Here is a 24,892-nt window from a genome sequence, read left to right as displayed (position 1 = left end):
CCTATCTCGACACCGCGGCAACACCGGGTGTGGTGGGTTGCGCGTCGAGCGTCAGGGCGCCCGCGGCCACCCCGTTGATCAACGCCGTCTTCAATTCGCGCGCCGCTTCGACTCGGCGACACGCTTCCTGTTCGTAGTTCTCAGCTTCCAGCAATGCCGCTTCAAGCCGCGCGGCTTCGTCGCGCCGAAGCACCGGCACGCTCCACGTCGGCCATTCACTTCCAGGAGCAGCCATCTGGTTGATAACCGTCGCGAGTACCATCGGCCCGACCTCGGCGGGGTCTCGCAACCGGATAATTCTCGCCGGCGACGCCACCATGGCGCCGCCGACCTGATCAACCCAAGCCCGCGGGCGTGGCTTCTCGAGGAAGATCACATCCCCGGGCTCGGTACGAACCGCCCTGGGATACTTCGCCACCGCATCGAATGGATCCAAAACCAGGACTCCGACCAATTCCTCTGGCACTACCCGGACGGTGCCTTCCGGCGATCCATGCCGGATGTCGATGCGCCTGCCCCTCTTGACCTCCAGTCGCTTGCCGGCGCGTAGTTCCGCCAGCGACCGATGAGCCAGCTGGATTCTGCCCGGAGCCTGCGCCACAAGCACATCCAGCACCGGTAGCGGCGTCATCGTCACCATCGTGGTGCGGTGGACGCGGTCGAGGTGCTGGGATTCGTCCCGCTCACGCAACTGCACCGCACGCACGCCTTGCGGAACGACCGCCGCTGCCCCGGCGAGCACGCCCGACAGCGGAATACGGCGCGCGTAACGGAAGGCACGATTGTCTGTCTGAGCGAGCGCGCCGGCGACATCGGCGGCGACATCGGTCAGTTCGAGATGCTCGACCGCCGCAAGGTCCGCGACCCAAATCTGCTGAGCCTGGGCCCCGCCGACGCAAACCCATACCGCAAGGCTTTGCCGGTGCGCCTCACGCCAGAACCCGCGCGGCGCTCGCAAAGCTGCGACAAGGTTGCCCACCCGCAAGATTTCTGCGCGGCGATTCTGCAGCGGTCCCGCCAATTCATCGGAAAGCACGGCCGCCGAACCGATAACGATCGCGATGTCACCCGGCTGCAGACCGAGCATCACCTCGTCTGCCTGATCAAGCGCATCACTGTTGTCGAGCCCCACGACGGATACCGCCGAGACCTGCTTGCGTGACATGCCTTCTCGCACGTGGATTCCCCGGATGACTGCTCGACGCCGCATCTGACGGTCCTTGGCTACAACGTCAAGTTCCAGTGCCTCCGCAACATCCAGTGCCATCGATGAGCCGTCGGTGCGCAGCACCACCTCATCGTGTTCGAGATGAATCGCGGCAGCTTCGATGACGCAGCGCAACAGCATTACGGCCTCGTCGGTGAATTCGCGCAACTGCTGATCACGCTTGAGCCGCCCGGAGTCCACACGTTGAAGCGCATCAGCCGGTCCGAGCGAGGCTTCCAACAGATCGTCGACATAGCCGAGCAACTCATCCGACACGGCAAGTGCGCGTATCTCGGCGACCAACAAGGTGTCGTCGGGATCGAACTGCTCTGCCGACGTGATGAGAGCCGACTTCGACAGACCGGTGAGCTCTCTACCTGTAAGCACGTGCCAGCACAACAGCGTGACCACATCTGCAAGTGCAACGCCGTCTGGAACTGCGATCGCCGGAGCGTCATAGTTGTGCTCGGTGTTGTTGCCGCGCCCGGTCCGGGCCAACCAGTCCACGACCTCGTGCCGAGAGAAACGCGCAGCGCCATCGACGGTATCCACCGGGTCCGGGAACGGCATCGACACGCCACGCACCATTGGCCGCTTTCGCCACATGCTGACTACGGGCCGCTGTACCTTGGCAAGGTCAGCGACGTCTTGCAGCGTCAGCGTGTTCAACGGGGCCTCCTTTCGGCGCTCTCCATCAAAGTAGACCGCACCGCCGTCAAATCCAATGTGTACAACTGATAAGCCCGCTTATCAGTTATATATGTTGACACGACCCAGCCGTCGCGCCGATTCTCGGGCATACCGCTTCCGCGCTCCGTGGAGGCACCAACCCAGGAGGCACAAATGCCGACTAAGAAGAACTCCGCCCACTTCGACGACGCCCTCATCGGGATCGAGATCGAACGACTCACCGTGCGCGACAAGGACGTTGCCCATGAAGCACAGCGATGGACGGCAGGCGAACGTGGCCCCGTCATCGACGACCCTGACGTCCTCGCAGCAGCCGATCTCACCACCTTCGTCACCGAGGCCATCAAGATCGGCGCGCACGCGTTGTCCGCTGCCGGGCAGGCCCAAGACGCCAAGGCGCTGCAGCAGATGCTCAAGGATGTCGGCGAAAAGGCGGCCGAGTCGACCACCAAGGCGGTGGAGACGACTGAGCGCGCAACCCAGACGGCAGCCGAAGCAATGGCGAAGGCCGCCAATGATGCCAAGAAGGCGATCACCGAGGCCGACGCCGCCAGCCGCAAGGAATTCACCACGTCGGTCGACAACGCGAAGAAGTCCCTCAATGCCGAACTCCGCCGCATCTTCGGCGGCACGAATCCCGAACTGATCGACAAGCTGCAGCCGGTGCTGGACAAATTCGGTGCCGACCTCGACGCGAAAGTCAAGGTGGGAACCGGCGACCTGCTCGCCAAGGCAGCCAAGCAGTTCGACCCGTCCGATCCGACCTCGCCGATGGCCAAACACGCCAAGGCACTGGACGCCCAGCAGGAGAAGCTGACCAAGCTGATCGCCGACAACCACTCCGACCTAGCCAAGAAGGTCGACGAAGTCGTGGTGGCGCTGAAAATCCAAGAGGCTAGAAACTCGGTGACCACCCGGACCACTCGGAAAGGAGCAGCGTTCGAGGATGTCCTCGGCGGGCTCCTGCAGGACATCGCAGCCGGCCTGGGCGACGAGTACACAGACACCCGCAACACGACCGGGGTCATCGCGCGTTGCCAAAAGGGCGATGGCGTATTGACGGTGGGCGGCGGCACCGCACAGGTGGTGATCGAGGTGACCGATTCGATCAAGGAACGCCAATGGGCTCCGTACCTCGACTTGGCCGAACGGAACCGCGAAGCCAACGCCTCTCTCGGGATCGTTCCGATGCTGGAACAGAATGGCGGTCAGTCGATCCGGGTCCTGGGGCCCCGCCGAGTTGTGATGGCCTTCAAGCCCGAGGCTGATGATCCGGCGCTGCTGCGCACGGTGGTCATGCTGTTGCGCGCCAGCGCCCTGGCGGCTTCGAGCCGCCGCGGCGCGGACGAGATCGCCACTGCCGAGGAGAAGATCACCGAGGCCATCAAGCAGCTCGAGAAGATCGACGGAGTCAAGAAGCTGGCTAGCTCGATCCAGAAGAACGCCACCAAGATCGAGAACGACTGCACTGGCATCAATGCCGGGATCCAGCGCCTACTCACCGATGCTCTGGCGGCGCTCACGGAAGTGCCGGCCGACCAACCTCACGAGTCAGGCGCCGTCGCCTGATCCGAACTTGTCGGACCGCTGCGCTTAACTGTCACGTTCCGCGCCGGACAGCGGGATCAAGGCTCGTCACACGACCCTACCGCTCGGATGACAATCCAGAAATGAAGGGATTCAACATGATCAACAAAACTCAGGCCGCCGCCGCCATCATCGCCGCCGCGTGGTGCGCTGGGTGCGCACCACAGGTGTCGACAGACACCCGCGGCGCAACGCCGTCAATCGTGGGCAGCACGTCGGGCACTTCCGATTCAGTGAGCGAGGTGGCCTCGCCGCGGCCCGGCGACTTTCGGGTGGACGTGTTGGTCACCGAACAGAAGTGCTTTGGCTCTGCAGGCTGCACCTACCACTACACCATCGACCCGCACTACACGGGGACCGCGGCGCTACCGACGAAGACCACCGTGGTTTTCAAAGTCACCGGCGGCGATCAGACGCAGATCGGCAACTTCTCCATCGACAAGAATGGCACCGCGACCTTCGATCGGGAGACAACGATTGATGGACCCGAGGGAGCCAATCTCCAGGCCAAGGTCACTCAGGTGATCGGCGGCCGATGAGCATCGCATCGTGGTGCCCCACCCCGTACAAACAGTCATTCCCCAACGAGCGGAACGCGCGGGCAGCCATCAGAGCAATGCAGCGGCGCGGCAAGTGCGGCAGGGGAAAGTACACACCGCAAATACATTACGAATGCCGCTGCGGAGCAATACACCTCACTCACCTACGGCAACAGAGCCGATAAGTTCGGCGTGACGGCGAGCTACCGCGCCGTTTCACCACCTTGCCACCCGGATGCCGCGCCGGTCTAGATTCCAACAATGCTGGGACACCTCGGAATCAACGTGCCCGACCTTGCGGCCGCGAAGAATTACCACGACGAATCATACCCTTGGTAGGTTATGAGCCGTTCATTGCCGCCGATGATCAGTTCGCCTTTCGCCCGGCCGGCGGCAAACCTGGCACCTACCTGTTTTTCTATCCGACTGCAGAGCCCGGTGCTCACTCGCGGCACCGCACCGGGCTGCAACACCTCGCCTTTAATGGTCAAGACGCGGTCCGCCGTCGAGCGGGTCCATCAGTTCGTACAGCGAACCGGCGGCGAGGTGCTGCACACACCACAGTCGTTCCCGCAATATCCGCCGCCCTACTTCGCCACGTTCTGGCTGGACCCGTTCGGCATCATGCTGGAAGCGGTGTGCCACCACGACGCGGAGTGAGGCTGAATCAGCTTGGGGCCGTGGCAATTATCGCCAATTCTGAATTCGCGATATTCAGCCGCATTGCCGCGAAAATGTACTGAAGCAACGCGCGACTACCGACACGGAAGGCGCCAGCGTGCCCTTCTTATTTTTTATCGTTACACTTCCGGCCGAACACCCCCGATAAAGGAGATCATTCGTGGCCGAACGCATTGTCGTCCAACTTGTTGACGATATTAACGGCACTGAAATCACCGACGACAGCGGTGAACGGATTAACTTCTCGGTACGCGGGGTTGATTACCAGATCGATCTTTCCGCTGCGAACGTGGCGAAGTTCGAGAAGGCGCTGGCGCCCTACCTGGACGCCGCCACCCGGGTCGGCGGCCGCCGCGCCCGGACCCAGAAGGTCGCAGAGCCGACCAGCCGCGCCGCCAAGAGCGGCACGGCGCGCCGCCGCGGCAAGAAGGCCGCGTCCTCGAAGGAACAGCTCGCCGCCATCCGCGAGTGGGCACAGGAGAACGGCTACGACGTCGCCGCCCGCGGCCGCATCAAGGCCGACATCGTCGAGGCGTACCACGCCGCGAACTAGCCGGCGCTAGACCCGCCGTCCCAGCTCGGCGACCAGATCCCCGCGGTCCCCGACCGTCACGTCGCCGACGCCGAGCCACGTCGCCATCGAGCTGAGCTCCGGCACCAGGGCCGCGGCCACCCGCGCGCGGTCCTGGCCGTCCTCGGCGAACGCGCCCACGACATGCAGCGCGTCGGCCGTGCGTTTCAGGTCGACGCGCGCCACCAGCCGGCCGTCGAGCAGGAAAGGCCAGACGTAGTAACCGAATTGGCGCTTCGGGGCCGGGGTGTAGATCTCGATCCGGTAGTGGAAGCCGAGCAGCCGCTCGACGCGGGGCCGGAAGAAGATCAGCGGGTCGAACGGGCACAACAGTGCGGTGCCCCGGTCCGTGCGAGGCACTTTCTGCCCGGCGCGCAGGTAGGCCGCAGTCCCGTCGATCGTGACGGGCTCCAGCTCTCCCGATGCCACCAGCGCCGCCAAAGCGGGCTTCACCTGACGGGCGCCCAGCCGGAAGTAGTCGCGAATGTCGGCCTCGGTCCCCACGCCCAGCGCCCCGGCCGCCTTGAGCACCAGTTGCCGGACCGCCTCGTCGTCGGAGACCTCCCGGGCCAGCACCTCCGCCGGCAGCACCCGCTCGACCAGGTCGTAGTGCCGTGCGAACCCGGCGCGCGTGGCCGTGGTGAGCACGCCCGCCGACCACAGCGCCTCGGCCACCCACTTGGTGTCACTGCGCCCCCACCAGGGCCCTTTCGCGCCGCGGGGTTCGGCTTCGAGGTGGGCCTCGATCTGTCCGGCCGTCGACGGCCCGAGTTCGGCGACGGCGGCGATGATCTTCTCGGCCAGCTCACCGTTGCGCTTGACGATCTCGGTGCCCCAGCGCCCGTGGGTGTACTCACGCATGCGCCAGCGCAGCAGCGGCCAGTCCTCGACCGGCAGCAACGCCGCCTCGTGCGCCCAATATTCGATGAACTGCCGCGGCGACCGCGCGCTGTGGCTCCACGCCAGCGCGTCGAGCGCGTCGCGATTGTAGGGACCGAGCCTGCTGAACACCGGCGCGTAATGCGCCCGCACGCAGACCGATACCGAATCCAATTGCAGCACTTGTATTCTGGACATCAAACGCCTCAGGTGTGCCCGGGTTACCGCCCCGGACGGCTTGGGTTCGTGAAAGCCCTGGGCGGCGACGGCGATGCGACGGGCCTGGACCGTGGTGAGTGCTGCCACTGTCACATCGTGGCGCAGACCACCGACAAACTCGCGCATGGATCTGCAAGGTTGTCGGCCGAACCGCCTACCATTCCTGCGGCACACCCTGTATTGGGGCTTCGGTCTCACCCGGCCGGCCCTGACGGAAAGGACCAGCAGTGAGCTACAACGCTGCGGACATCACCGAACTCGACGATGTTCAGCACACCCGCCTGCGACCGGCGGTCAACCTGGGCCTGGATGTGCTCAACACCGCCCTGCGCGAGCTGGTGGACAACGCGGTCGAGGAGGTCGCCGACCCCAGCCACGGCGGCTCCACCGTCACGATCACCCTGCATGCCGACGGCTCGGTGAGCGTCGCCGACGACGGACGCGGCCTTCCCATCGACTCCGACCCCGTGACCGGCAAGAACGGCATCGTCAAGACCCTCGGGACGGCGCGCGCCGGTGGCAAGTTCTCAGCCCACGCCGACGCCAGCAGCACCGGCGCCGGCCTGAACGGCATCGGCGCCGCGGCCGCGGTGTTCATCTCCGCCCGCACCGACGTCACCGTGCGCCGGGCCGGCAAGACCTACCTGCAGAGTTTCGGCCACGGCTACCCCGGCACGTTCGAGGGCAAGGAATTCGACCCGAACGCCGAGTTCACGCGTGCCGACAACCAGAAGCTGCGCGGCGTCGGCAACCGCAAACCCGACGCTCACGGCACGACCGTCCGGATCCTGTTCGACCAGGCCGTGGTGCCGGACGCCAGCGTGGACATCGCCGAGGTCCTGCTGCGCGCCCACGCCGCGGCCCGGATGTGCCCCGGTGTGCACCTGACCGTCGTCGACGAGGGCTGGCCCGGCGAGGAGGTCCCCGCCGCCCTGCTGCAGCCGTTCAACGGCCCCTGGGGCACCGAGGCGCTGCTGGACCTCATGTGCACCTCGGCCGGCACTCCCCTGCCGCCGGTGCGCGCCGTCGTGGAGGGCCGTGGCGAATACACCACCGGGCGCGGCCCCACCCCGTTCCGCTGGTCGATGACCGCCGGACCGGCCGAGCCGACCACCGTGGCCGCGTTCTGCAACACCGTGCGCACCCCGGGCGGCGGATCGCACCTGACCGCGGCCATCAAGGGACTCACGGAGGCACTGGCCGACCGCGCGTCCCGGATCCGCGACCTGGGCCTGGCCAAGGGCGAGGACGGACCCGAACCGCAAGACTTCGCCGCGGTGACCGCACTGGCCGTCGACACCCGCGCACCGGATGTGGGCTGGGACTCGCAGGCCAAGACCGCGGTCTCGTCGCGCTCGTTGAACGTCGCGATGGCCCCGGATGTGACGCGCAGCGTCAACGTCTGGGCGGCGAATCCCGCCAACAGCGAAACGGTGTCGTTGTGGACGAAGCTGGCGCTGGAGTCGGCCCGGGCGCGCCGCAGCGCCGAGGGCGCCAAGGCACGGTCCCGCGCGGCGTCGAAGGCCAAGGGGCTGGGCACCAACCTGTCGCTGCCGCCGAAGCTGCTGCCGAGCCGGGAGACCGGTCGCGGGTCGGGCGCCGAACTGTTCCTGTGCGAGGGCGACTCGGCACTGGGCACCATCAAAGCGGCGCGCGACGCCACCTTCCAGGCCGCCTTCCCGCTGAAAGGCAAGCCGCCCAACGTCTATGGCTTCACCGTGAACAAGGCGCGGGTCAAGGACGAGTTCGATTCCATCGAACGCATCCTGGGCTGCGGCGTGCGCGACAACTGCGACCCCGAACAGTGCCGCTATGACCGGATCCTGTTCGCGTCCGACGCCGACCCCGACGGCGGCAACATCAACTCGAGCCTGATCTCGATGTTCCTGGACTTCTACCGCCCGCTCGTCGAGGCCGGCATGGTCTACGTGACGCTGCCGCCGCTGTTCGTGGTCAAGGACGGCCAGGAGCGCATCTACTGCCAGGACGAGTCCGAGCGCGACACGGCCGTCGCCGAGTTGAAGGCGCGCTCGAAGCGCCGAGTGGAAGTCCAGCGCAACAAGGGTCTCGGTGAGATGGACGCCGACGACTTCTGGAACACCGTGCTGGATCCACAGCGCCGCACCGTGATTCGCGTGCATCTCGACGACGCCGACAAGAAGCTGCACCACACCCTGTTCGGCGGGCCGCCCGAGGGCCGGCGCTCGTGGATGGCCGAGGTGGCCGCCGTCGTCGACACCCTTGCGCTGGACCTGGACTAGAAAGAGTCAACTGTGACCTCGACCCTGGACGTTCCTGAGCAGAATCAGGACCTGGTCCTCGACCAGAGCGCCGACGACTACTGGAACCACTACCAGCTGACCTTCGCGCTCTACAGCGTCAGCGACCGCGCCATCCCGTCGGCGTTCGACGGCCTCAAGCCGGGCCAGCGCCGGCTGCTGTACCAGATGCACGACTCGAAACTGCTGCCCGGCAACAAGCCGCAGAAGTCTTCGAAGGTCTGCTCGGCCGTCACCGGCAACCTGCACCCGCACGGCGGCGCGTCGATGTACGGCGCGGCGGCGCTAATGGCCGCCGAGTTCCAGCGCGTGAAAGTCATTGACGGACAAGGCGCTTTCCCGCGCATCCAGGGTGACATCCCGGCCGCCGACCGGTACACCGAGATGCGGCTGTCGGCCCCCGGCGCGGCGCTGACCGCCGAACTCGACGACCACGCGGTGCCGATGGTGCCCACATTCGACGGGGAATGGATCGAGCCCACGATGCTCCCGGCCCAATGGCCGGTGCTCCTGTGCAACGGCGCCGTCGGCATCGCCGAAGGCTGGGCCACCAAGGTGCCCGCGCACAATCCGCGCGAGATCATGGCGGCCTGCCGGGCGCTGCTGAAGACCCCGAACATGACCGACGACCGGCTGGCCAAACTCATTCCCGGCCCGGACTGGGGCTGTGGTGCGACGGTGGTCGGCACCGCCGGGCTGCGCGAGTACCTCACCACCGGCCGCGGTGCGCTCACCGTGCGCGGCACCCTGTCGGTCGACGGCAAGAACGTCGTGATCACCGAGCTGCCGCCCGGTGTCGCGAGCAACACTGTGCAGGACCGGATTCGGGCGCTGGTCGAGTCCGGCGAGCTGGCCGGCGTCGCCGACATGTCCGACCTGACCGACCGTCGCAACGGGCTGCGGATCGTCGTCACCGCCAAGCGCGGCCACGCCGCCGAGACCATCCGCGACCAGCTACTGGCGTTGACCCCGCTGGAGTCGACGTTCGCCGCCAGCCTGGTGGCGCTCGACGAGGACCGCGTGCCGCGGTGGTGGACGGTGCGCGAGCTGATCGGCGCCTTCCTGCACCTGCGCGACTCGGTGGTCCTGCACCGCAGCCAGTACCGGCTCGAGAAGGTCACCGCCCGCAGGCATCTGGTCGCCGGCCTGATGAAGATCCACCTGGACATCGACGCGGCCGTCGCGGTCATCCGCGGCTCCGACACCGTCGACGACGCCCGGCGCGGGCTGCAGGAGCGGTTCAGCATCGACGAGGAGCAGGCCAATTACGTGCTGGCACTGCAACTTCGACGTCTGACGAAGCTCGACGTCATCGAGCTGCAGGCCGAGGCGGACAAGCTGGATGCCGAATTCGCCGAGCTCACCGAGCTCGTCGCGAACCCCGATGCTCGGCGCGTGGTGATCGACAACGAACTGAAGGAGACGGCGAAGCTGTTCGCCGGGCCCGAATTCGACCGCCGCACGGTCCTGGACTTCGAGGGCACGCCGACGGCCTCGAGTTCCGACGACGACGGCCCGCGTGAGCGAAAAGTCAACGCCAACTGGCGCCTTGACGATCGGGGCGTGTTCTCCGACAGCCACGGCGACCTGCTGTCCGCCGGGCTGGGCTGGGCGGTGTGGACCGACGGGCGCATCAAGTTCACCAACGGCAATGGCCTGCCGTTCAAGACGCGCGACATCCCGGTGGCCCCGGACATCACAGGGCTGCTGCGCTCGGGCGTGCTGACGCCGGGCCATCACCTGGCACTGGTGACGCGGCGCGGCAAGATTCTGCGCATCGACCCGGCCGCGGTGAATCCACAGGGCGCGGCGGGCAATGGCGTGGCCGGTGTGAAGCTGGCCGGCGACGGTGACGAGGTCATCGCCGCACTGCCGATCACGTGCGGTAACGGCGAAGCCATCTTGTCGACCTCCGAAAAGGGCTGGAAGGTAACCGAAGTCGCCGACATCCCGGTCAAGGGCCGCGGCGGCGCCGGCGTGGGCTTCCACCCGTTCGTCGGCGGTGAGGATGCCCTGCTGTCGGCGGCGGTCTCCCCCACCGGGTTCGTGCGCAATGGCAAGACCGTGCGCGCCGAGAAGCGCGCGAAGTCCTCGGTGAAGGGCACGGGCGCCGACGTGACGCCGGCAGAGGCGTAGGCATCTGTGCGGTTCGACTGGGCGGGATTCGAAACCGACCTGACCGCCGCCGCGGTCACGGCGGTGCGCGCGCTGGCCGGCGCGGCCGCAGGGCAACAGCCGTACGCGGTGGCGTTCAGCGAGTTCTACGCTGAGACGACCGGTGTCATCTACCTGCCCAATCTGGCCCTGGCCACCGAGCAGACGGTGCCGGAGCCGTCCTGCCGGTTCAGCCCACCGGACTGGGAGCACCAGGACTACGAGTGGAGCGAGACCGCCGGCGACTGGGGTGACCGGCTGGTCGAGGCGGTGTCGGGCCTGCCACGTGCCCAGTGGGACCAGGCCTGGGAGCGGTTCGCGCAGGCGATGCTGACCATCGCCGCAGGCGTGCGAGCCACGCTGGTGGCCGACGGCACCCTGCCGGCCGACGTCGTCGTCTACCTCGACGACGAGGACGGCGATCTGCTGGTGCGCTCGCTGACATCCGCCGAACTGCAGCGACATTTCCCCGAGTACGTCGCCGCCGCCGCGGCCGAGCACGCGATCCTGGCGCTGCCGGTCGAGCAGCGGGTGGCCGCGCTGGCGGCGGCTGCCGGACTGGTACCCGGACCGCCGGGCGACCTGGGCCAGGAACGCGCACGGGCACTCCTGCTGGAGCTCGGCGGTGCCGCGGTTCCCGTCGCCATCGCGGCGTTGAAGCGCCGGGACACCGCCTGGCTCGGCGCCAAGCTGTTGGCGGACCTCGATGTCGCGTCGCCCGAAGTGCTCGACGCGCTATGGGCGGCGGTGCCCCTGCCCGGCCCCGGCCACGACTGGGCGGCCACCGCGCTGGGACGGCTGGGCTATGGACCCCAGGTGCTGGAGAGCGACCTGCCCGCGGCAACCCGCGCGGCCGCCGTCACGGCGTCGTACCGGTCGTTCCGCGATCACGGCCGCAGCCATCGGCCGCTGGACTACGCGCTGCTGGCCGCCGGGCTCGCCGACCCGAGTGTCGCGGCACTCATCGCGGATGAGTTGGCTCCCGGCCAGGGCTACTGCACGCTGGACGCCGCCGACCTCCCCGGCGCCCGGGCGGGGCTCGACCATGCCGAGCCGCTGATCCGCCGGCACGCCGTCGTCGTCCTCGGTGAACTGATCGGCCCCATGGGACCCGAGGGTCTGGACCCCGACGACGTCGCGGCGCTGAGCGCCCGGATCACCGACCTGGCCGCCCACGATCCCGACCCCGACGTCCGGCGGCTCGCCGGCTACCGCCGATAGGTGCAGAAGCGGTAGCGCAGGCCGGTCTTGCTGGTCTGCCACTCGCTGTGCGTGACGGTCCAGGAGTCGTCCAACGCCGGCGCGAAAGCGTCGCCGTCGGGCACGTCGACGTCGATCTCGGTGACCTCGCACAGCGTCGCCGCCGGCAGCGCCAGAGCGTACAGCTGCGCTCCGCCCATCACCCAGCCGTCGATCTCGGCGGGCAACGACGTCACCACCTCGGCGCCTTCGGCGACATAACCCGCGTCGCGGCTGACGACGACGTTGCGGCGGCCCGGCAGCGGGCGGAACCGCTCCGGCAGCGACTCCCAGGTGAGCCGGCCCATCACGACCGTGGAGCCGAGTGTCAGTTCTTTGAAGTGCGCCATGTCCTCGGGCAGCTGCCAGGGGATGTCGTTGTCGCGGCCGATGACACCGCCGTTGCCCTGCGCCCAGATCAGCTTCACCGCGCCGTCCCCCTGCGTGTCGCAGTCGGCGTGTCGGCTCTCCTGTGGCACTTGCGAATTGAAGCGGTCAACTTTCCTTGACTGGTCAGGGAAAGTTGACGGGTCCAAATCGAACATGTCACCAGAGCCCCCGGGCCCCGACAGCGTCAGACCGCAACGGGAGCCTTGATGGCGGGGTGCGGGTCGTAGTTGACGATCGCGATGTCCTCATACTGGTAGTCGAAGATCGAATCACGCGGCGCCAGAACAAGTTCCGGGTACGGCCGGGGCTCGCGGGACAGCTGCAGCTGCACCTGCTCGACATGGTTGTCGTAGATGTGGCAGTCGCCGCCGGTCCAGACGAACTCGCCGACCTCGAGGCCCGCCTGAGCGGCCATCATGTGCGTCAGCAGCGCGTACGAGGCGATGTTGAACGGCACGCCGAGGAACAGGTCGGCGCTGCGCTGGTACAGCTGGCAGCTGAGCTTGCCGTCGGCGACGTAGAACTGGAACAGCGCGTGGCACGGCGGCAGCGCCATCTGGGCGATCTCGCCGACGTTCCACGCCGAGACGATGTTGCGCCGGCTGTCGGGGTTGGTCTTCAGCATCTCGAGTGCGGCGCTGATCTGGTCGACGTGCTCGCCCGACGGCGTCGGCCAGGACCGCCACTGCACGCCGTACACCGGACCGAGTTCGCCTGTCTCCGAGGCCCATTCATCCCAGATGGTCACGCCGCGCTCCTGCAGCCACCGCACGTTGGAGTCGCCGCGCAGGAACCACAGCAGTTCGTAGATCACCGACTTGGTGTGCACCTTCTTGGTGGTCAGCAGCGGGAACCCGGCGGCCAGGTCGTAGCGCAGCTGGTGGCCGAACAGGCTCCGGGTGCCGGTCCCGGTGCGATCGGACTTGGGTGTGCCCTGTTCCAGCACCAGGCGCAGCAGGTCTTCGTAAGGGGTCGGCACAGCCACGCCCTCAGCTTACGTTCCGGGGCGGGGAGTAGAACGGAAGCCATGCCCGTGACCAAGGACACCATCACCACCGCCGACGGCACCTGCGCCGTCACCGTCGCGACCCCCGAAGGCACCGGCCCGTGGCCCGCGGTGGTCATGTACCCCGACGCGGGCGGCCCGCGGCAGACCTTCGACGACATGGCCGCGCGCCTCGCCGCCCTGGGCTACGTGGTGCTGGTGCCGGACATCTACTACCGCGACGCCGGCTGGGCCCCGTTCAACATGGCCACGGCGTTCACCGATGAGACCGAGCGGGGCCGCTTGTTCGGCATGATGCGCAAGGTCACGCAGGACATCATGGCCGCCGACGCGACCGCGTTCTTCGACTATCTGGCCGCCCGGTCGGATGTGGCGGGCGACAAGTTCGGCACCACCGGCTACTGCATGGGCGGCCGCACGTCGTTCATCGTCGCGGGCCGGCTGCCCGACCGGGTCGCCGCGGCGATGTCGTTCCACGGCGGCGGCCTGGTCACCGACACCGAGGACAGCCCGCACCTGCGCGTCGACCAGATCAGCGCGGTGGTCTACGTGGGTGCCGCCGAAAACGACGGGTCGTTCACCGCCGAGCAGGGCGAGATTCTGGACCGCGCGCTGACCGACGCCGGCGTCGACCACACTGTCGAGTTCTATCCCGCCGCGCACGGCTTCGCGGTGCCCGACAACGTCGGCGCTTACGACGAATCCGCGGCGCAGCGGCACTGGGATGCGATGGAGCGGGTGTTCGGCGCGGCGCTGAAGTAACCCCCGGGGCGGGCCCGACTCCCACTGTGCGGGACGATTGACGGGTGTATGACCAGACCAGCACCTACGAACCTGACGCCAACGAGCACGGATCCCGACTGGACCCGGTACTCGCGCGCAGCTGGCTCCTGGTCAACGGAGCGCAATTCGACCGCTTCTCGCCGGCCACCCGGTCCAGCGCCGACATCGTCATCATCGACATCGAGGACGCGGTAGCACCCAAGGACAAGGACGCGGCCCGGGACAACGCTGCGCGCTGGCTCGGCGACGGCAACACCGACTGGGTGCGCGTCAACGGCTTCGGCACGCCGTGGTGGGCCGACGATCTGGAGATGCTGTCCAAGACGTCGGTGGGCGGCGTCATGTTGGCGATGGTCGAGTCGGTCGACCATGTCACCGAGACCGCCAAGCGGCTGCCCAATGTTCCAATCGTCGCGCTGGTGGAGACCGCCCGCGGGCTCGAGCGCATCACCGAGATCGCCTCGGCCAAGGGCACGTTCCGGCTGGCGTTCGGTATCGGCGACTTCCGTCGCGACACCGGCTTCGGCGACAACCCGGCGACGCTGGCCTACGCCCGCTCGCGGTTCACCATCGCCGCCAAGGCCGCACACCTGCCCGGCGCCATCGACGGCCCCACCATCGGGTCCAGCTCGCGCAAACTCAGCGAGGCCACCGCGGTCTCCATCGAGTTCGGTATGACCGGCAAGATCTGCCTGACGCCGGAGCAGTGCGCGACGGTCAACGAGGGACTGTCGCCCTCACTGGACGAGATCGCCTGGGCGCAGGAGTTTTTCGCGGAGTTCGAGCGCGATGGCGGCGAAATCCGCAACGGCTCGGACCTGCCGCGTATCGCCCGCGCCAACAAGATTTTGGATCTGGCGAAGGCGTACGGCATTCACCCGTCGATGTTCGGCGACGACCCCGACCACGTGTCGGCGCCGTCGGACACGTACCACTACTGAGCGGCGTCCCCGGCCTTCTTGTTCCGGTGCAGCACTGACGAGAACGCCCGGGCGATGCCGCGCAGTGCGTACCAGCCGGACAGCACGGTGAAGACGATCAGCGCGACGAACATCGGCAGCCAACCGGTGCGCGAGTGCTTGAGGTTCCACCAGATGATGCAGAACAGCACCGCCATGATGAAGACGAGGATGTCGCGCAGCCGGCCCTCGCGGTTGAACGCGTAACCGATCGCCGTCGACTTGAGCTGACGGCTGCGGTCGACCGCGGCGATGACCTCGTCGATCCGCATGTCGATGGTGCGTTGCAGTTCGGCGCGGCGCTCGGTCTGCTCGGCCGGAATCCGGTCCAGCAGGTCCATGTCGGCCTTGATTGCGGCGCGCACGTCCGGTGGCTTCAGGTTTCCCGCCACGGCGCCGAGCAGCGCGCCTCCGGCCAGTGGCGCGGCTCCCAACGCCAGGTCCGCGATTCCCATGGTCGGCTCCTCACTGATCGACGCAAACGTCAATCACCATACGAGGTTTCCACATTTGATCCTGTACCCAGGGCGCATTTGTTCGAGTGTGGTACGCCGTCACGTCAGGGTCGATGGTTTCGGGGCTCTACCGCCAGCGTCTGAGTTTCGAGACGGAGTAGCCGAATGAGCGAAGGCCAGGTCTTGCCACCGACCCCTGCCGATTCGAGCAGTTCACGCCCCGTACCGCCCGCGTGCTCGTTCGCGAGGGCTACCGCTGCCTCGCCGACGTGCGGGCGCTGCTGCGGGTCGAGATGACCACGCCGGGCACCCCGCCTGAGTCCACCGGTTGCGACTGCGGACGGTGCAACCCGCCGCCCCTGACCGACCTGGAGGCCCAGGCCGCCCTGCGACACGTGAGCAACGCCGACGCCGTGGCGTTCGCCCAGGGCCTGACGACCCTGGTCAGCTTCTACGACTGCGACGACTGCGACGACTGCGGGGCATGGGTACCGACGTTCACGGAGACCGCCGAGGCGTAAGGGGCGACCCTGCTGACGAATCGAGCCGTCCTGTCGGGGCTGTATTGCATACTGCGGCAATGTCTGACGAACAGAGCCAGCCGCCCGTCGTTGAGCTTCGATTCCACACGATCCTCGGTCTCGTTGAGCAGGAACTCCGGTCGGCGCTAACGAGGGCACGAGCGGAGTCGAATCACCCCACCTCAATCGGAGACGGGGCCGAAGACGCTGTGCGCGACGTGCTCCGGCAGCATCTCCCGTCGAATTACGGCGTCGGCAAAGGTCATGTCTATGACGCATACGGCGACAGCTCGCGCGAATCCGACATTGTCATCACGAACCCCGACCACCCGCTGAGCTTTCCCAACGACCGTCGAGGGACGTACGTCATCGAAGGCGTGGCAGCGGCAGGCGAGGTGAAATCCCGCCTAGACGCCTCGGCTGTCGATGACTGCATCAAGAAGGGCACCGCCTTCAAACGGCTCCGCATGACCGATAACAAATCGGATCGCGTATTCACCGTCGAAGATCATGAGTACCTGAAACAGATCGGTATGGTCCCACCCTATTTCGTTATCGCGTTCGAGAACCACGTCGCCGTGAAAACGCTGCGGAAGTGCCTAGAGGACACGGCACTGGTCGAACCTCCAGCGGGCAAGTCGCTGGGAGACTCCGACCCTGCGAGCACGCCACAGCCTCCCGTCGACGCTATCTGCATCTTGGGCGAAGGCGTCTGGCTCTACATCCGACCGGACAACCCGATGGGTATTCACATCGGCTTCGAGAAGGCGGACGGCTCGAAAACAATGCGAAACGACTTGTCGGGATGGAGCTACGTTCGGACCGACGCCCCGCTGGTCTTTACCCTCGCCTGGCTACACGCCTCGATGCCGCGAATCTTCCGCGGCGCCTCGGTATTCGCGCCGTACTTGATCCCGACGGCGCAACAACTGGCATATATGGAGGCGGCGGCTACCTCTCCCGATGCCCCCAACCCTGACGCCGATGACGCCGTGGCGAGCGGCGGGTCTCATCGGTGATGAACAACGAACCTGAGCCTGAGGAATTCGACGGCGACTGCACAATCCCACCCGATCAGCCCGTCCCCGCAGATCAGCTAGCGCAATACAGCCCCGACCGTGACTATCACGCCGAGAGGGAAATCGCTGACTACGTTGAGGAGACGGTTCACGACGAGACGGTCCAACATGTTGAGCGTGTGAAGGTCGAACACGTCATGGGAATCCCATACGAGGTTTGGGATGTGACGACTGACGCCGATCGGTATTGGGTCCTGACCAACGGGACCCTCCTCTACTCACGACGCCACTTCCAGAGCCTGGATTACACTTTGTCCTTCCACATTGGCCTGATGACGCGGCTCAGGTCGAGAGAGGAAAAGTTCGGAGCCGGATTCGTCACGCCTTTCGACGAGGTCGTACGTAGGCTGGCACAGGCCGAAGAAGACCTCGACCGTGCCGTTGAGGTGGTCGACTTTCAAGGCGTCGGCATGCAGCTGCGGGAGTGCATGATCTCGCTGATGGCGGCGGCTCGTCGCAGAACTGACCTACCGGATGGCATCGAAGAACCCCAGGACGCCAACGTCAAGGCGTGGGGTGAGCTGCTGTTCAACCACTACTGCCCCGGCAGCTCGAACGACAAAATGCGGGGCTACCTCAAGGCGACAACCGACAAAGCCTGGGAACTGGTAAACCACCTGACGCACCACCGGAATGCCAACAGAACAGCTGCCCTCATCGCCAAGCGCGCAGTCGACACCATCGCAGTGCACATGGCCAACGTTCTGACGCGGGACCTCTGGGATCGCACCGACCAATGCCCTCGCTGCGAATCTCGTGCAGTGCGTACGTACTTCGATCCCGAAATCGGTACTGACGGAGATCATTTCCAAGTCTGCGATGAGTGCGATTGGAGCAGTCATCCAGGCCATGAGGTGGTGGACTTCGACGGCTTCGATCCGCTTACGCTGGCCGAGGCGCAACGAGAAGCCATCCGGGGCGTGCACGAATCGTGGGTACGCAACGGCAACGAGTTGATGATCGAGTACACCGCTAATTCCCTTGCGGCCCTTGAAGAACTAATTCAGAAGCTGCGGGCTCAAGGCGACAGACAAGACTGACTCCGCGCCGTTGCCGAACCTCACGGCTCCATCAGTGTCGCAGCGACCGTCGCACCAAGATTCCAGCACGCCTCAAGGTCGGCCTTGCTCGGCTTGCCGGACACGATCACCGTCGCCGCTGCCCGTCCCCAACCCAGCCCGGTGGTGATGCCGTCCACCGCGCGCTCGGCCCCTTCGGTGCCCTCGTTGCCGTGCAGCCAGACCCCGAACGGTCTCCCCCGTGTCGCATCGAGGCACGGGTAATACAGCTGATCGAAGGCGTGTTTCACGGCACCGCTGAGATAGCCGAGGTTCGCCGGGCTGCCGATCAGGTAGCCGTCGGCCTCCAGCGCATCAGTGGGTGAGCACGTCAAGGCCGGACGGCGCACGACCTCCACACCCTCGATGTCCGGATCGGTCGTACCGGCCAGCACCGCCTCCAGCATCTCCTGGCAGTGTGGCGACGGGGTGTGGTGGATGATCAGCAGGCGAGGCACTAGATGACCTTCACATCCTCCGGTGCTGCGGCCCAAGCGTCAGCAACGGCCAAGCCGATGCCGTTCTCGACGTACCACTTTGCGAACCGGCCAGGGAACTTGGCACGCTCGCTGCACGCATGAGCGTGGGCACGGGCGTAGGGCTCCGCAGTGGGCTCGGGAGCCTGGGGTACGCGGCAAAAGATATCGGTCACGGCGTCTTCTCCTTTGTTCGATTTGACTGCCAAAACCGACGCTACCAGCGGGAATACACCCCCGCGCTGAGTGAAACATCACCGCGATTTGACCCTGTATTTTGCCCTGCGAGCCGCCCTAATAAGTTTGGGCAGGCCACGGTTCCGCGCGGCGTATTAGACGGGTAATTGACAAAATATTGCTTGAGGGCGCCCGACATGTAGCCGAGATTCGCCGGCGAACCGAGCAGATAGCCGTCGGCTTCCAGCACGTCGGCGGCCGACAGCGTCAGCGCCGGACGCCGCACGACGTCGACGCCCTCGATCTCGGGATCAGTTGCCCCGGCGAGCACCGCCTCGAACATCTCCTGACAGTGCGGAGACGGAGTGTGGTGCACGACAAGGAGTTTCATCGCGAGGCCTGCTCCAGACGGACGGCCTTGCGGATGGTTTCCCGGGCCCGGGCCCGGTCCCCCGCGTAGTCGTAGGCGCGGGCCAGCCGGTACCAGCCGCGCCAATCATCGGGACTAGCCTCGACCTCGTCCCGCACCGACTCGAACAGCGCGTCGGCGGCGTCACGTTCGATGCGGCCCGACGGGCGCTTGGGCAGGTCACTGATGTCGAGCTCGACGCCCTCGTCGTGCGCCAGCCGGGCCAGCCGCTGGTGCGCGAAACCGGCGCGCAGCGTGGCGACCATGGCCCACAGCCCGATCAGCGGCAGCACGAAGATGCCGATACCGAGGCCGATCGCCGCGGCCTCCCCCGACTGCATCAGGATGACGCCGGAACGCCCGAGCATCACGAAGTAGACCACCAGCGCCACGCACAGGAATGCGACGACCAGCTGGATGCGGAATACCTGCGAGCTCGGTTTGGTCATCACCGGCCCGTCACAGCCCCATCAGCTTCTCGATGCCGATGGTCAGCCCCGGATACTTGGCGACCTCGCGGACACCGAGCAGCACGCCCGGCACGAACGACGTGCGGTCGATGCTGTCGTGGCGGATGGTCAGCGTTTCGCCCTGGGTACCGAACAGCACTTCCTGGTGCGCCACCAGTCCGCGCAGCCGCACCGAGTGCACGGGGATGCCGTCGACGTCCGCGCCGCGCGCGCCTTCCAGACCGGTGCTGGTGGCATCGGGGTTGGGCGGCAGGCCTTTTCGCGCCTCGGCGATCAGCTGGGCGGTGCGGGTGGCGGTGCCCGACGGGGCGTCGGCCTTCTGCGGGTGGTGCAGCTCGACGACCTCGGCCGACTCGAAGAACGGGGCGGCCAGCTTGGCGAAGTGCATGGACAGCACCGCGCCGATGGCGAAGTTGGGGGCGATCAGCACGGCGACGCCGGGTTTGGCGGCCACCCACTCGCGAACCTGCGCGAGCCGCTCCGCGGTGAAGCCCGTGGTGCCGACGACGGCGTGAATGCCGTTGTCGATGAGGAACTTCAGGTTGTCCATCACGACGTCGGGGTGGGTGAAGTCGACGACGACCTCGGTGCCGCTGTCGGTGAACAGGCTCAGCTCGTCTCCGGCGTCGACGCCGACGGTGAACGTCAGATCGTCGGCGGCTTCGACACCCTCGACGATGGTCGCACCGACTTTGCCCTTGGCACCCAGAACTCCGACTCGCATGAGGTCAACCCTAGCGGCCGTCCTACCATCAGCCCCATGCGCGGCGCCAAGATCCTCATCACCGGAGTCACCGGCCAGGTGGCCACCCCGATCGCCCGGGCCCTGGCGGCCGACAACGAGGTGTGGGGCGTCGCCCGGTTCAACAATCCGCAGGCCCAACAGGGCCTGGAGCAGGCCGGCGTCCGCTGCGCTGCGGTCAACCTGGCGGTCGGTGACTTCAGCGCCCTGCCAACCGATTTCGACTACGTGGTCAACCTCGCCGTGGCCAAGACCGGCCGGTGGGACAAGGACCTCGCGGCCAACGCCGAGTCGGTGGGGTTGTTGATGGCGCACTGTCGCGAGGCCAAGGCGTTCCTGCACACGTCGTCGGCCGCGGTGTACGACCCGCCCGGCGACGAGCCCCGCTCCGAGTCGGCGGCGCTGGGCGACAACCACAAGCACCTGTTCCCGACGTATTCGATCTCCAAGATCGCCGGTGAGACGGTCGTGCGCACCATGTCGCGCGCCCTGGATCTGCCGGCCACCATCGCCCGATTCAACGTGCCCTACGGCGACAACGGCGGCTGGCCGTATTACCAGATGGAGATGATCCTGGCGGGCATCCCGATCCAGGTGCCGCCGGGCGGGCCGGCGCTGTACAACCCGATTCACGAAGACGACATCCTGGCGACCCTGCCCAAGCTGCTGGACGTGGCGTCGGTGCCCGCCACGACCGTGAACTGGTGCGGTGATCAGACCGTCAGCCTGCAGGAATGGTGCACCTACATCGGCGAGCTGGTCGGCCGCGAGCCGGTGTTCACCGAGGACCCGAACGCGCTGCGCGGCGGCCCGACCGACACCACCCGCATGCACGAGTTGATCGGCGGCACGTCGGTCGACTGGCGCGACGGCATCCGCCGGTTGGTGACCAAGTTCCACCCGGAGCTTGTCAATCGCTAGGCCCAGAGCGGCGGCGCTCCCCGCAGGTTCGCGAAGTAGTGGCCGGCCTTGAGGTCTTCGACCAGTGTCGGCTGAGCGGGCTCCCAGCCGAGCAGGGCCCGCGTCCGTTCACTGGATGTCGGGTTGTCCAGGGCGGCGAAGCCCGCCAGGAAACCGAAGTGCGCTGACGCGTCGTCCGCCGGAATCTGCTGCACCGGTACGCCCAGCCCCTCCCCGATGGCCTGCGCGATGTCGCGGAAGGCGATGCCCTGTTCGGCCGCCCCGTGCAACACCGAGCCGGCCGGCGCCGACTCCACCGCCAGCCGATAGAGCCGTGCAGCATCGACGGTGTGCACCGCGGGCCACCGATTGGAGCCGTCGCCGAGATACCCGGATCGTCCTGCGGCACGGGCGAATTCGATCAGACTCGGGACGAAGCCGTGGTGATCGGTGTCCCCGTGCACCGTTGGAGCGAGCCTGATCACCGACGACCGCACGCCGCGTTCGGCCAGCGCGAGCGTGGCCAGTTCCGATGCCACCCGCGGGCCCGACGGGTCGACGTCGGCATCCTCTGTGCCGAGCCGGCCCGCCCCACCGAAGGCCAGCATGAGGGTGCCCGAGGTGTTCACGAACGGCTTGCCGGAGCCCGCCAGGGCCTCCCCCATGGCTTCGACGGCACGCAGGTCGGTCTGGAGCGAGTCGGCGTAGTTGGAGAAGTCGTGCTTGAAGGCCAGATGGATGACGCCATCGGACGCGGCCGCCGCGGCGGCGAGCCCGTCAGGATCGTCGAGCGTGCCGCGGTGCACCTGCGCGCCGGCGGCTTCCAGGGCGCTCGCGGAGGCGTCCGACCTGGCCAGTCCGGCGACCTGATGGCCCGCCTGGAGCAGCTCGCGGACGACGACGGATCCGATGTGCCCGCTGGCGCCGGTGACGAATATGCGCATGATTTCAACTCCTCGAGTGATGTCAGTGAATGACATCACCGAACGTACACCTCATGTCAGACACTGTCATCACTCGTGGTGACAGTCCCTGACATCGCCTACAATCCGCCCGTGGGCCGTTGGGAACCGAACGCGCAGGGCCGCTTGGAGCAGGCGGCCCTGGACCTGTACGTGGAGCAGGGCTTCGATGAGACGACGGTCGCCGAGATCGCCGCCCGAGCAGGCCTCACGGAACGCACCTTCTTCCGGCACTTCGCCGACAAACGCGAGGTGCTGTTTCGGGGCCGCGAACTCGCCGACGCACTCGGCGCCGCCATCGACGCCGCCCCGGCCGCCACCACGCCACTCGACGCCGTCGCCGGCGCACTGGAATCACTGTCCGACTTCTTCGCCGACCGTCTTCCACATGCCCGCCGGCGCCAGGCCGTGATCGCCGCCAATCCGAGCCTGCAAGAACGCGAACTCATCAAGCTCGCATCGCTGGCGACGACCATCGGCGATGCGTTACGCCGGCGCGGCGTCGCCGACCCCACAGCGAGCCTGGTCGCCGAGGCCGGTATCGCGGTGTTCAAGGTGGCGTTCGAACACTGGCTCACCGACCCCGCCGACCGTAGCCTCGCCGAGCACATCCGCGAGGCACTCTCCGAACTCCGGGCCGCGACCCGATCCTGATCCCGTTCCGCCGCAACCGGTTACAGGGGTGACGCACCCCGCAGGTGCTCGAAGATCAGCGACGTCTGGGTGCCCGCCACATCGGCGTCGGCGTTGAGGTGCTCGACCACGAACGCCCGCAGGTGCGCGGTGTCGCGGGCGGCGACATGCAGGATGAAGTCGTCGGCGCCGGCCAGGAAATAGACGTCCATCACCTGCGGCAGCCGCCGCATGTGGGCGATGAAGTCACGGATGCGGGCCCGCGCCCCTGATTGCAGACTCACCGAGATCATCGCCTGCAGGCCCAGGCCGATGGCCGCCGGATCGATGTCGGCATGGAAACCGCGGATCACCCCGAGCTGTTGCAACCGGCGAACCCGGCCATGACACGTCGACGCGGCGATCCCGACGAGCTCGGCCAATGCACTGTTGGGCATGCGTGCGTCAGCGTGCAGCGCGGTCACGATCTGCCGGTCGACGTCGTCGAGTTCGACGGGCTGAACATCCTTCGGCTGCGAGGCGTCCTGGACCGACGTTTTCGAAGATCGTTCACTGACAGGTGCCATATCGAGAATTATAATCACAGATATTGCAGGTCACTCGACGTTTATTCACACTTAGGGCACCACCTGATCCGCCTTGAGGAGAACCCCAGATGCACGTCGGTATCCCGACCGAAATCAAGAACAACGAGTACCGGGTGGCCATCACCCCGGCCGGCGTCGCCGAACTGATCAAGCACGGCCATGAGGTACTGATCCAGGCCGGGGCCGGCGAGGGATCTGCCATCGCGGACAACGACTTCAAGGCCGCCGGCGCACAGATCGTCACCACCGCGGACCAGGTCTGGGCCGAGTCGGATCTGCTGCTCAAGGTCAAGGAGCCCATCGCGGCCGAGTACCACCGCATGCGCAAGGGCCAGACGCTGTTCACCTACCTGCACCTGGCCGCCTCGCGCGAATGCACCGACGCGCTGCTGGCATCGGGCACCACCTCGATCGCCTACGAAACCGTTCAGACTGCCGACGGCCGCCTGCCGCTGCTCGCCCCGATGAGCGAAGTGGCAGGCCGGCTGTCGGCCCAGGTCGGCGCCTACCACCTCATGCGCAGCCACGGCGGCCGCGGCGTCCTGATGGGCGGCGTGCCCGGCGTGGCCCCCGCCAACGTCGTCGTCATCGGTGGTGGCACGGCAGGCTTCCACGCGGCACAGATCGCCAGTGGCATGGGCGCGCAGGTGACGGTCTTCGACGTCAACCTGGACACCCTGCGCCGGATCGACGCGGAGTTCAACGGCCGGATCCACACCCGGTACTCCTCGAGCCTGGACCTGGAAGACGCCGTCAAGCAGGCCGACCTGGTGATCGGCGCGGTGCTGGTCCCCGGCGCCAAGGCGCCCAAGCTCGTCACCAATTCGACTGTGGCCCACATGAAGTCGGGCTCGGTGCTGGTCGACATCGCGATCGACCAGGGCGGCTGCTTCGAGGACTCGAAGCCCACCACGCACGACGACCCGACCTTCGCCGTGCACGACTCGGTGTTCTACTGCGTCGCCAACATGCCCGGCGCCGTGCCGCGCACGTCGACCTACGCGCTGACCAACGCGACGCTGCCGTACGTGCTCAAGCTCGCCGACCAGGGCTGGCAGGCGGCCTGCCGGAACGACGCCGCGCTGGCCAAGGGCCTGTCGACGCACGACGGTGAGCTGCTGTGCAGCCAGGTCGCCGCGGACCTCGACATTCCGCTCGGCCGCGTCGCGCTGTAACCCACGAACCCGATACCCATCGCCCGGTCAGCGCAGCGTCGCGCTGGCCGGGCGATGACTTTCCG

At 66.9% G+C, this 24,892-nt stretch carries 25 protein-coding genes and 2 pseudogenes; 15 read left to right on the top strand and 12 right to left on the bottom strand.

The features are described from left to right. Position 1 precedes the first annotated feature (1 nt). Positions 2-1,876, bottom strand: a complete 1,875-nt coding sequence (locus tag ACJH7A_RS24330; RefSeq protein WP_406802835.1) for a hypothetical protein — start codon at positions 1,874-1,876, stop codon at positions 2-4. A gap of 174 nt (positions 1,877-2,050) precedes the next feature. Between ACJH7A_RS24330 and ACJH7A_RS24325 the strand changes: the two genes are divergently transcribed. From ACJH7A_RS24325 to ACJH7A_RS24310, 4 genes and pseudogenes are all read left to right on the top strand, one after another. Then, positions 2,051-3,466, top strand: a complete 1,416-nt coding sequence (locus ACJH7A_RS24325) for a Fis family transcriptional regulator (protein WP_133426050.1) — start codon at positions 2,051-2,053, stop codon at positions 3,464-3,466. Positions 3,467-3,582: 116 nt separating this feature from the next. Then, on the top strand, positions 3,583-4,023 hold the full coding sequence (locus ACJH7A_RS24320; RefSeq protein ID WP_133426049.1) for a hypothetical protein: 441 nt from the start codon (positions 3,583-3,585) through the stop codon (positions 4,021-4,023). 261 nt (positions 4,024-4,284) lie between these two features. Then, positions 4,285-4,683: pseudogene (locus ACJH7A_RS24315) on the top strand (VOC family protein). 181 nt (positions 4,684-4,864) lie between these two features. Next, positions 4,865-5,257: an Lsr2 family protein gene (locus tag ACJH7A_RS24310; protein ID WP_060999720.1), complete on the top strand. Its 393-nt coding sequence runs from the start codon at positions 4,865-4,867 to the stop codon at positions 5,255-5,257. A gap of 6 nt (positions 5,258-5,263) precedes the next feature. Here ACJH7A_RS24310 and ACJH7A_RS24305 read toward each other — a convergent pair whose 3' ends face one another. After that, positions 5,264-6,499 (bottom strand): winged helix-turn-helix domain-containing protein, encoded by a 1,236-nt coding sequence (locus ACJH7A_RS24305; RefSeq protein WP_406802834.1) that lies wholly within the window; start codon positions 6,497-6,499, stop codon positions 5,264-5,266. 101 nt (positions 6,500-6,600) lie between these two features. On the opposite strand from ACJH7A_RS24305, the gene ACJH7A_RS24300 reads away from it, so the two are divergent. From ACJH7A_RS24300 to ACJH7A_RS24290, 3 genes are read left to right on the top strand one after another with little or no spacing between them, the layout of a single operon-like run. Further along, entirely contained in the window at positions 6,601-8,634 is a 2,034-nt protein-coding gene (locus ACJH7A_RS24300; protein WP_406802833.1) for a toprim domain-containing protein, read from the top strand. 12 nt (positions 8,635-8,646) lie between these two features. Then, complete coding sequence (locus ACJH7A_RS24295; protein WP_212811753.1) at positions 8,647-10,788, top strand: DNA gyrase subunit A; 2,142 nt, start codon at positions 8,647-8,649, stop codon at positions 10,786-10,788. 6 nt (positions 10,789-10,794) lie between these two features. Further along, a complete protein-coding gene (locus ACJH7A_RS24290; protein WP_073694907.1) occupies positions 10,795-12,027 on the top strand; it encodes a DUF4303 domain-containing protein in 1,233 nt (410 codons plus the stop codon). On the opposite strand, the gene ACJH7A_RS24285 is transcribed toward ACJH7A_RS24290, so the two are convergent. Together ACJH7A_RS24285 and ACJH7A_RS24280 are read right to left on the bottom strand one after the other, a co-directional pair. Continuing rightward, positions 12,015-12,473, bottom strand: a complete 459-nt coding sequence (locus tag ACJH7A_RS24285; protein ID WP_073694953.1) for a dihydrofolate reductase — start codon at positions 12,471-12,473, stop codon at positions 12,015-12,017. The genes ACJH7A_RS24290 and ACJH7A_RS24285 overlap by 13 nt on opposite strands. 146 nt (positions 12,474-12,619) lie before the next feature. Then, entirely contained in the window at positions 12,620-13,420 is an 801-nt protein-coding gene (locus tag ACJH7A_RS24280) for a thymidylate synthase (protein ID WP_073694908.1), read from the bottom strand. 42 nt (positions 13,421-13,462) lie between these two features. On the opposite strand from ACJH7A_RS24280, the gene ACJH7A_RS24275 reads away from it, so the two are divergent. Then, on the top strand, positions 13,463-14,203 hold the full coding sequence (locus ACJH7A_RS24275; RefSeq protein ID WP_073694909.1) for a dienelactone hydrolase family protein: 741 nt from the start codon (positions 13,463-13,465) through the stop codon (positions 14,201-14,203). A gap of 44 nt (positions 14,204-14,247) precedes the next feature. Next, positions 14,248-15,165 (top strand): CoA ester lyase, encoded by a 918-nt coding sequence (locus ACJH7A_RS24270; RefSeq protein WP_073694910.1) that lies wholly within the window; start codon positions 14,248-14,250, stop codon positions 15,163-15,165. Here ACJH7A_RS24270 and ACJH7A_RS24265 read toward each other — a convergent pair. Beyond that, positions 15,159-15,638, bottom strand: coding sequence for a hypothetical protein (locus ACJH7A_RS24265; protein ID WP_212811754.1), 480 nt, complete (start codon positions 15,636-15,638; stop codon positions 15,159-15,161). The two genes, ACJH7A_RS24270 and ACJH7A_RS24265, sit on opposite strands and share 7 nt — an antisense overlap. Before the next feature lie 233 nt (positions 15,639-15,871). Between ACJH7A_RS24265 and ACJH7A_RS24260 the strand changes: the two genes are divergently transcribed. From ACJH7A_RS24260 to ACJH7A_RS24250, 3 genes are read left to right on the top strand one after another with little or no spacing between them, the layout of a single operon-like run. Beyond that, positions 15,872-16,159: a hypothetical protein gene (locus ACJH7A_RS24260; protein ID WP_212811755.1), complete on the top strand. Its 288-nt coding sequence runs from the start codon at positions 15,872-15,874 to the stop codon at positions 16,157-16,159. Between the two features lie 59 nt (positions 16,160-16,218). Next, positions 16,219-17,178 carry a DUF6602 domain-containing protein gene (locus ACJH7A_RS24255; protein ID WP_212811756.1) on the top strand — a complete coding sequence of 320 codons (960 nt, stop codon included), beginning with the start codon at positions 16,219-16,221 and terminating at the stop codon, positions 17,176-17,178. Further along, complete coding sequence (locus ACJH7A_RS24250; RefSeq protein ID WP_212811757.1) at positions 17,175-18,278, top strand: hypothetical protein; 1,104 nt, start codon at positions 17,175-17,177, stop codon at positions 18,276-18,278. Before ACJH7A_RS24255 ends, ACJH7A_RS24250 begins: the two co-directional genes overlap by 4 nt. A gap of 20 nt (positions 18,279-18,298) precedes the next feature. Here the strand turns inward: ACJH7A_RS24250 and ACJH7A_RS24245 are convergent, their stop codons facing one another. The 5 genes and pseudogenes from ACJH7A_RS24245 to dapB form a co-directional block, all read right to left on the bottom strand. Continuing rightward, positions 18,299-18,754 carry a flavodoxin family protein gene (locus ACJH7A_RS24245; protein WP_212811758.1) on the bottom strand — a complete coding sequence of 152 codons (456 nt, stop codon included), beginning with the start codon at positions 18,752-18,754 and terminating at the stop codon, positions 18,299-18,301. Next, positions 18,754-18,948, bottom strand: a complete 195-nt coding sequence (locus ACJH7A_RS24240; RefSeq protein WP_212811759.1) for a hypothetical protein — start codon at positions 18,946-18,948, stop codon at positions 18,754-18,756. Before ACJH7A_RS24240 ends, ACJH7A_RS24245 begins: the two co-directional genes overlap by 1 nt. A 173-nt stretch (positions 18,949-19,121) precedes the next feature. Next, positions 19,122-19,340 (bottom strand): annotated as a pseudogene (locus ACJH7A_RS24235) (flavodoxin family protein); the annotation flags it as partial. Next, entirely contained in the window at positions 19,337-19,807 is a 471-nt protein-coding gene (locus tag ACJH7A_RS24230; RefSeq protein WP_212811760.1) for a tetratricopeptide repeat protein, read from the bottom strand. The gene ACJH7A_RS24230 and the pseudogene ACJH7A_RS24235, both read right to left, overlap by 4 nt. Before the next feature lie 10 nt (positions 19,808-19,817). Then, complete coding sequence (gene dapB / locus ACJH7A_RS24225; protein ID WP_212811761.1) at positions 19,818-20,552, bottom strand: 4-hydroxy-tetrahydrodipicolinate reductase; 735 nt, start codon at positions 20,550-20,552, stop codon at positions 19,818-19,820. 36 nt (positions 20,553-20,588) lie between these two features. On the opposite strand from dapB, the gene ACJH7A_RS24220 reads away from it, so the two are divergent. Further along, positions 20,589-21,491: an NAD(P)-dependent oxidoreductase gene (locus ACJH7A_RS24220; RefSeq protein ID WP_212811762.1), complete on the top strand. Its 903-nt coding sequence runs from the start codon at positions 20,589-20,591 to the stop codon at positions 21,489-21,491. On the opposite strand, the gene ACJH7A_RS24215 is transcribed toward ACJH7A_RS24220, so the two are convergent. Then, positions 21,488-22,414 carry an SDR family oxidoreductase gene (locus ACJH7A_RS24215; protein ID WP_212811763.1) on the bottom strand — a complete coding sequence of 309 codons (927 nt, stop codon included), beginning with the start codon at positions 22,412-22,414 and terminating at the stop codon, positions 21,488-21,490. The genes ACJH7A_RS24220 and ACJH7A_RS24215 overlap by 4 nt on opposite strands. 111 nt (positions 22,415-22,525) lie before the next feature. Between ACJH7A_RS24215 and ACJH7A_RS24210 the strand changes: the two genes are divergently transcribed. After that, positions 22,526-23,086 (top strand): TetR family transcriptional regulator, encoded by a 561-nt coding sequence (locus tag ACJH7A_RS24210; protein WP_212811764.1) that lies wholly within the window; start codon positions 22,526-22,528, stop codon positions 23,084-23,086. A 20-nt stretch (positions 23,087-23,106) separates the two neighbouring features. Here the strand turns inward: ACJH7A_RS24210 and ACJH7A_RS24205 are convergent, their stop codons facing one another. Further along, positions 23,107-23,631 (bottom strand): Lrp/AsnC family transcriptional regulator, encoded by a 525-nt coding sequence (locus ACJH7A_RS24205; RefSeq protein ID WP_212811765.1) that lies wholly within the window; start codon positions 23,629-23,631, stop codon positions 23,107-23,109. Between the two features lie 89 nt (positions 23,632-23,720). Between ACJH7A_RS24205 and ald the strand changes: the two genes are divergently transcribed. Further along, a complete protein-coding gene (gene ald / locus ACJH7A_RS24200; protein ID WP_212811766.1) occupies positions 23,721-24,827 on the top strand; it encodes an alanine dehydrogenase in 1,107 nt (368 codons plus the stop codon). Positions 24,828-24,892 lie beyond the last annotated feature (65 nt).

This window comes from Mycobacterium sp. SMC-17, assembly GCF_045310915.1.
In the GTDB taxonomy this organism is placed as follows: Bacteria; Actinomycetota; Actinomycetes; order Mycobacteriales; family Mycobacteriaceae; genus Mycobacterium.
The sequence above is the reverse complement of the archived record's forward strand: the minus strand, read 5'-3'. Positions and strand labels throughout refer to the sequence as shown.

Bases quoted from the DNA above. Each gene is read 5' to 3' on its own strand.
- ald (WP_212811766.1), top strand. From the start codon at position 23,721: ATGCACGTCGGTATCCCGACCGAAATCAAGAACAACGAGTACCGGGTG.
- ACJH7A_RS24205 (WP_212811765.1), bottom strand. From the start codon at position 23,631: ATGGCACCTGTCAGTGAACGATCTTCGAAAACGTCGGTCCAGGACGCC.
- ACJH7A_RS24305 (WP_406802834.1), bottom strand. From the start codon at position 6,499: ATGCGCGAGTTTGTCGGTGGTCTGCGCCACGATGTGACAGTGGCAGCA.
- ACJH7A_RS24220 (WP_212811762.1), top strand. From the start codon at position 20,589: ATGCGCGGCGCCAAGATCCTCATCACCGGAGTCACCGGCCAGGTGGCC.
- ACJH7A_RS24255 (WP_212811756.1), top strand. From the start codon at position 16,219: ATGTCTGACGAACAGAGCCAGCCGCCCGTCGTTGAGCTTCGATTCCAC.
- ACJH7A_RS24320 (WP_133426049.1), top strand. From the start codon at position 3,583: ATGATCAACAAAACTCAGGCCGCCGCCGCCATCATCGCCGCCGCGTGG.
- ACJH7A_RS24215 (WP_212811763.1), bottom strand. From the start codon at position 22,414: ATGCGCATATTCGTCACCGGCGCCAGCGGGCACATCGGATCCGTCGTC.
- dapB (WP_212811761.1), bottom strand. From the start codon at position 20,552: ATGCGAGTCGGAGTTCTGGGTGCCAAGGGCAAAGTCGGTGCGACCATC.
- ACJH7A_RS24265 (WP_212811754.1), bottom strand. From the start codon at position 15,638: ATGGGAATCGCGGACCTGGCGTTGGGAGCCGCGCCACTGGCCGGAGGC.
- ACJH7A_RS24230 (WP_212811760.1), bottom strand. From the start codon at position 19,807: ATGACCAAACCGAGCTCGCAGGTATTCCGCATCCAGCTGGTCGTCGCA.
- ACJH7A_RS24275 (WP_073694909.1), top strand. From the start codon at position 13,463: ATGCCCGTGACCAAGGACACCATCACCACCGCCGACGGCACCTGCGCC.
- ACJH7A_RS24325 (WP_133426050.1), top strand. From the start codon at position 2,051: ATGCCGACTAAGAAGAACTCCGCCCACTTCGACGACGCCCTCATCGGG.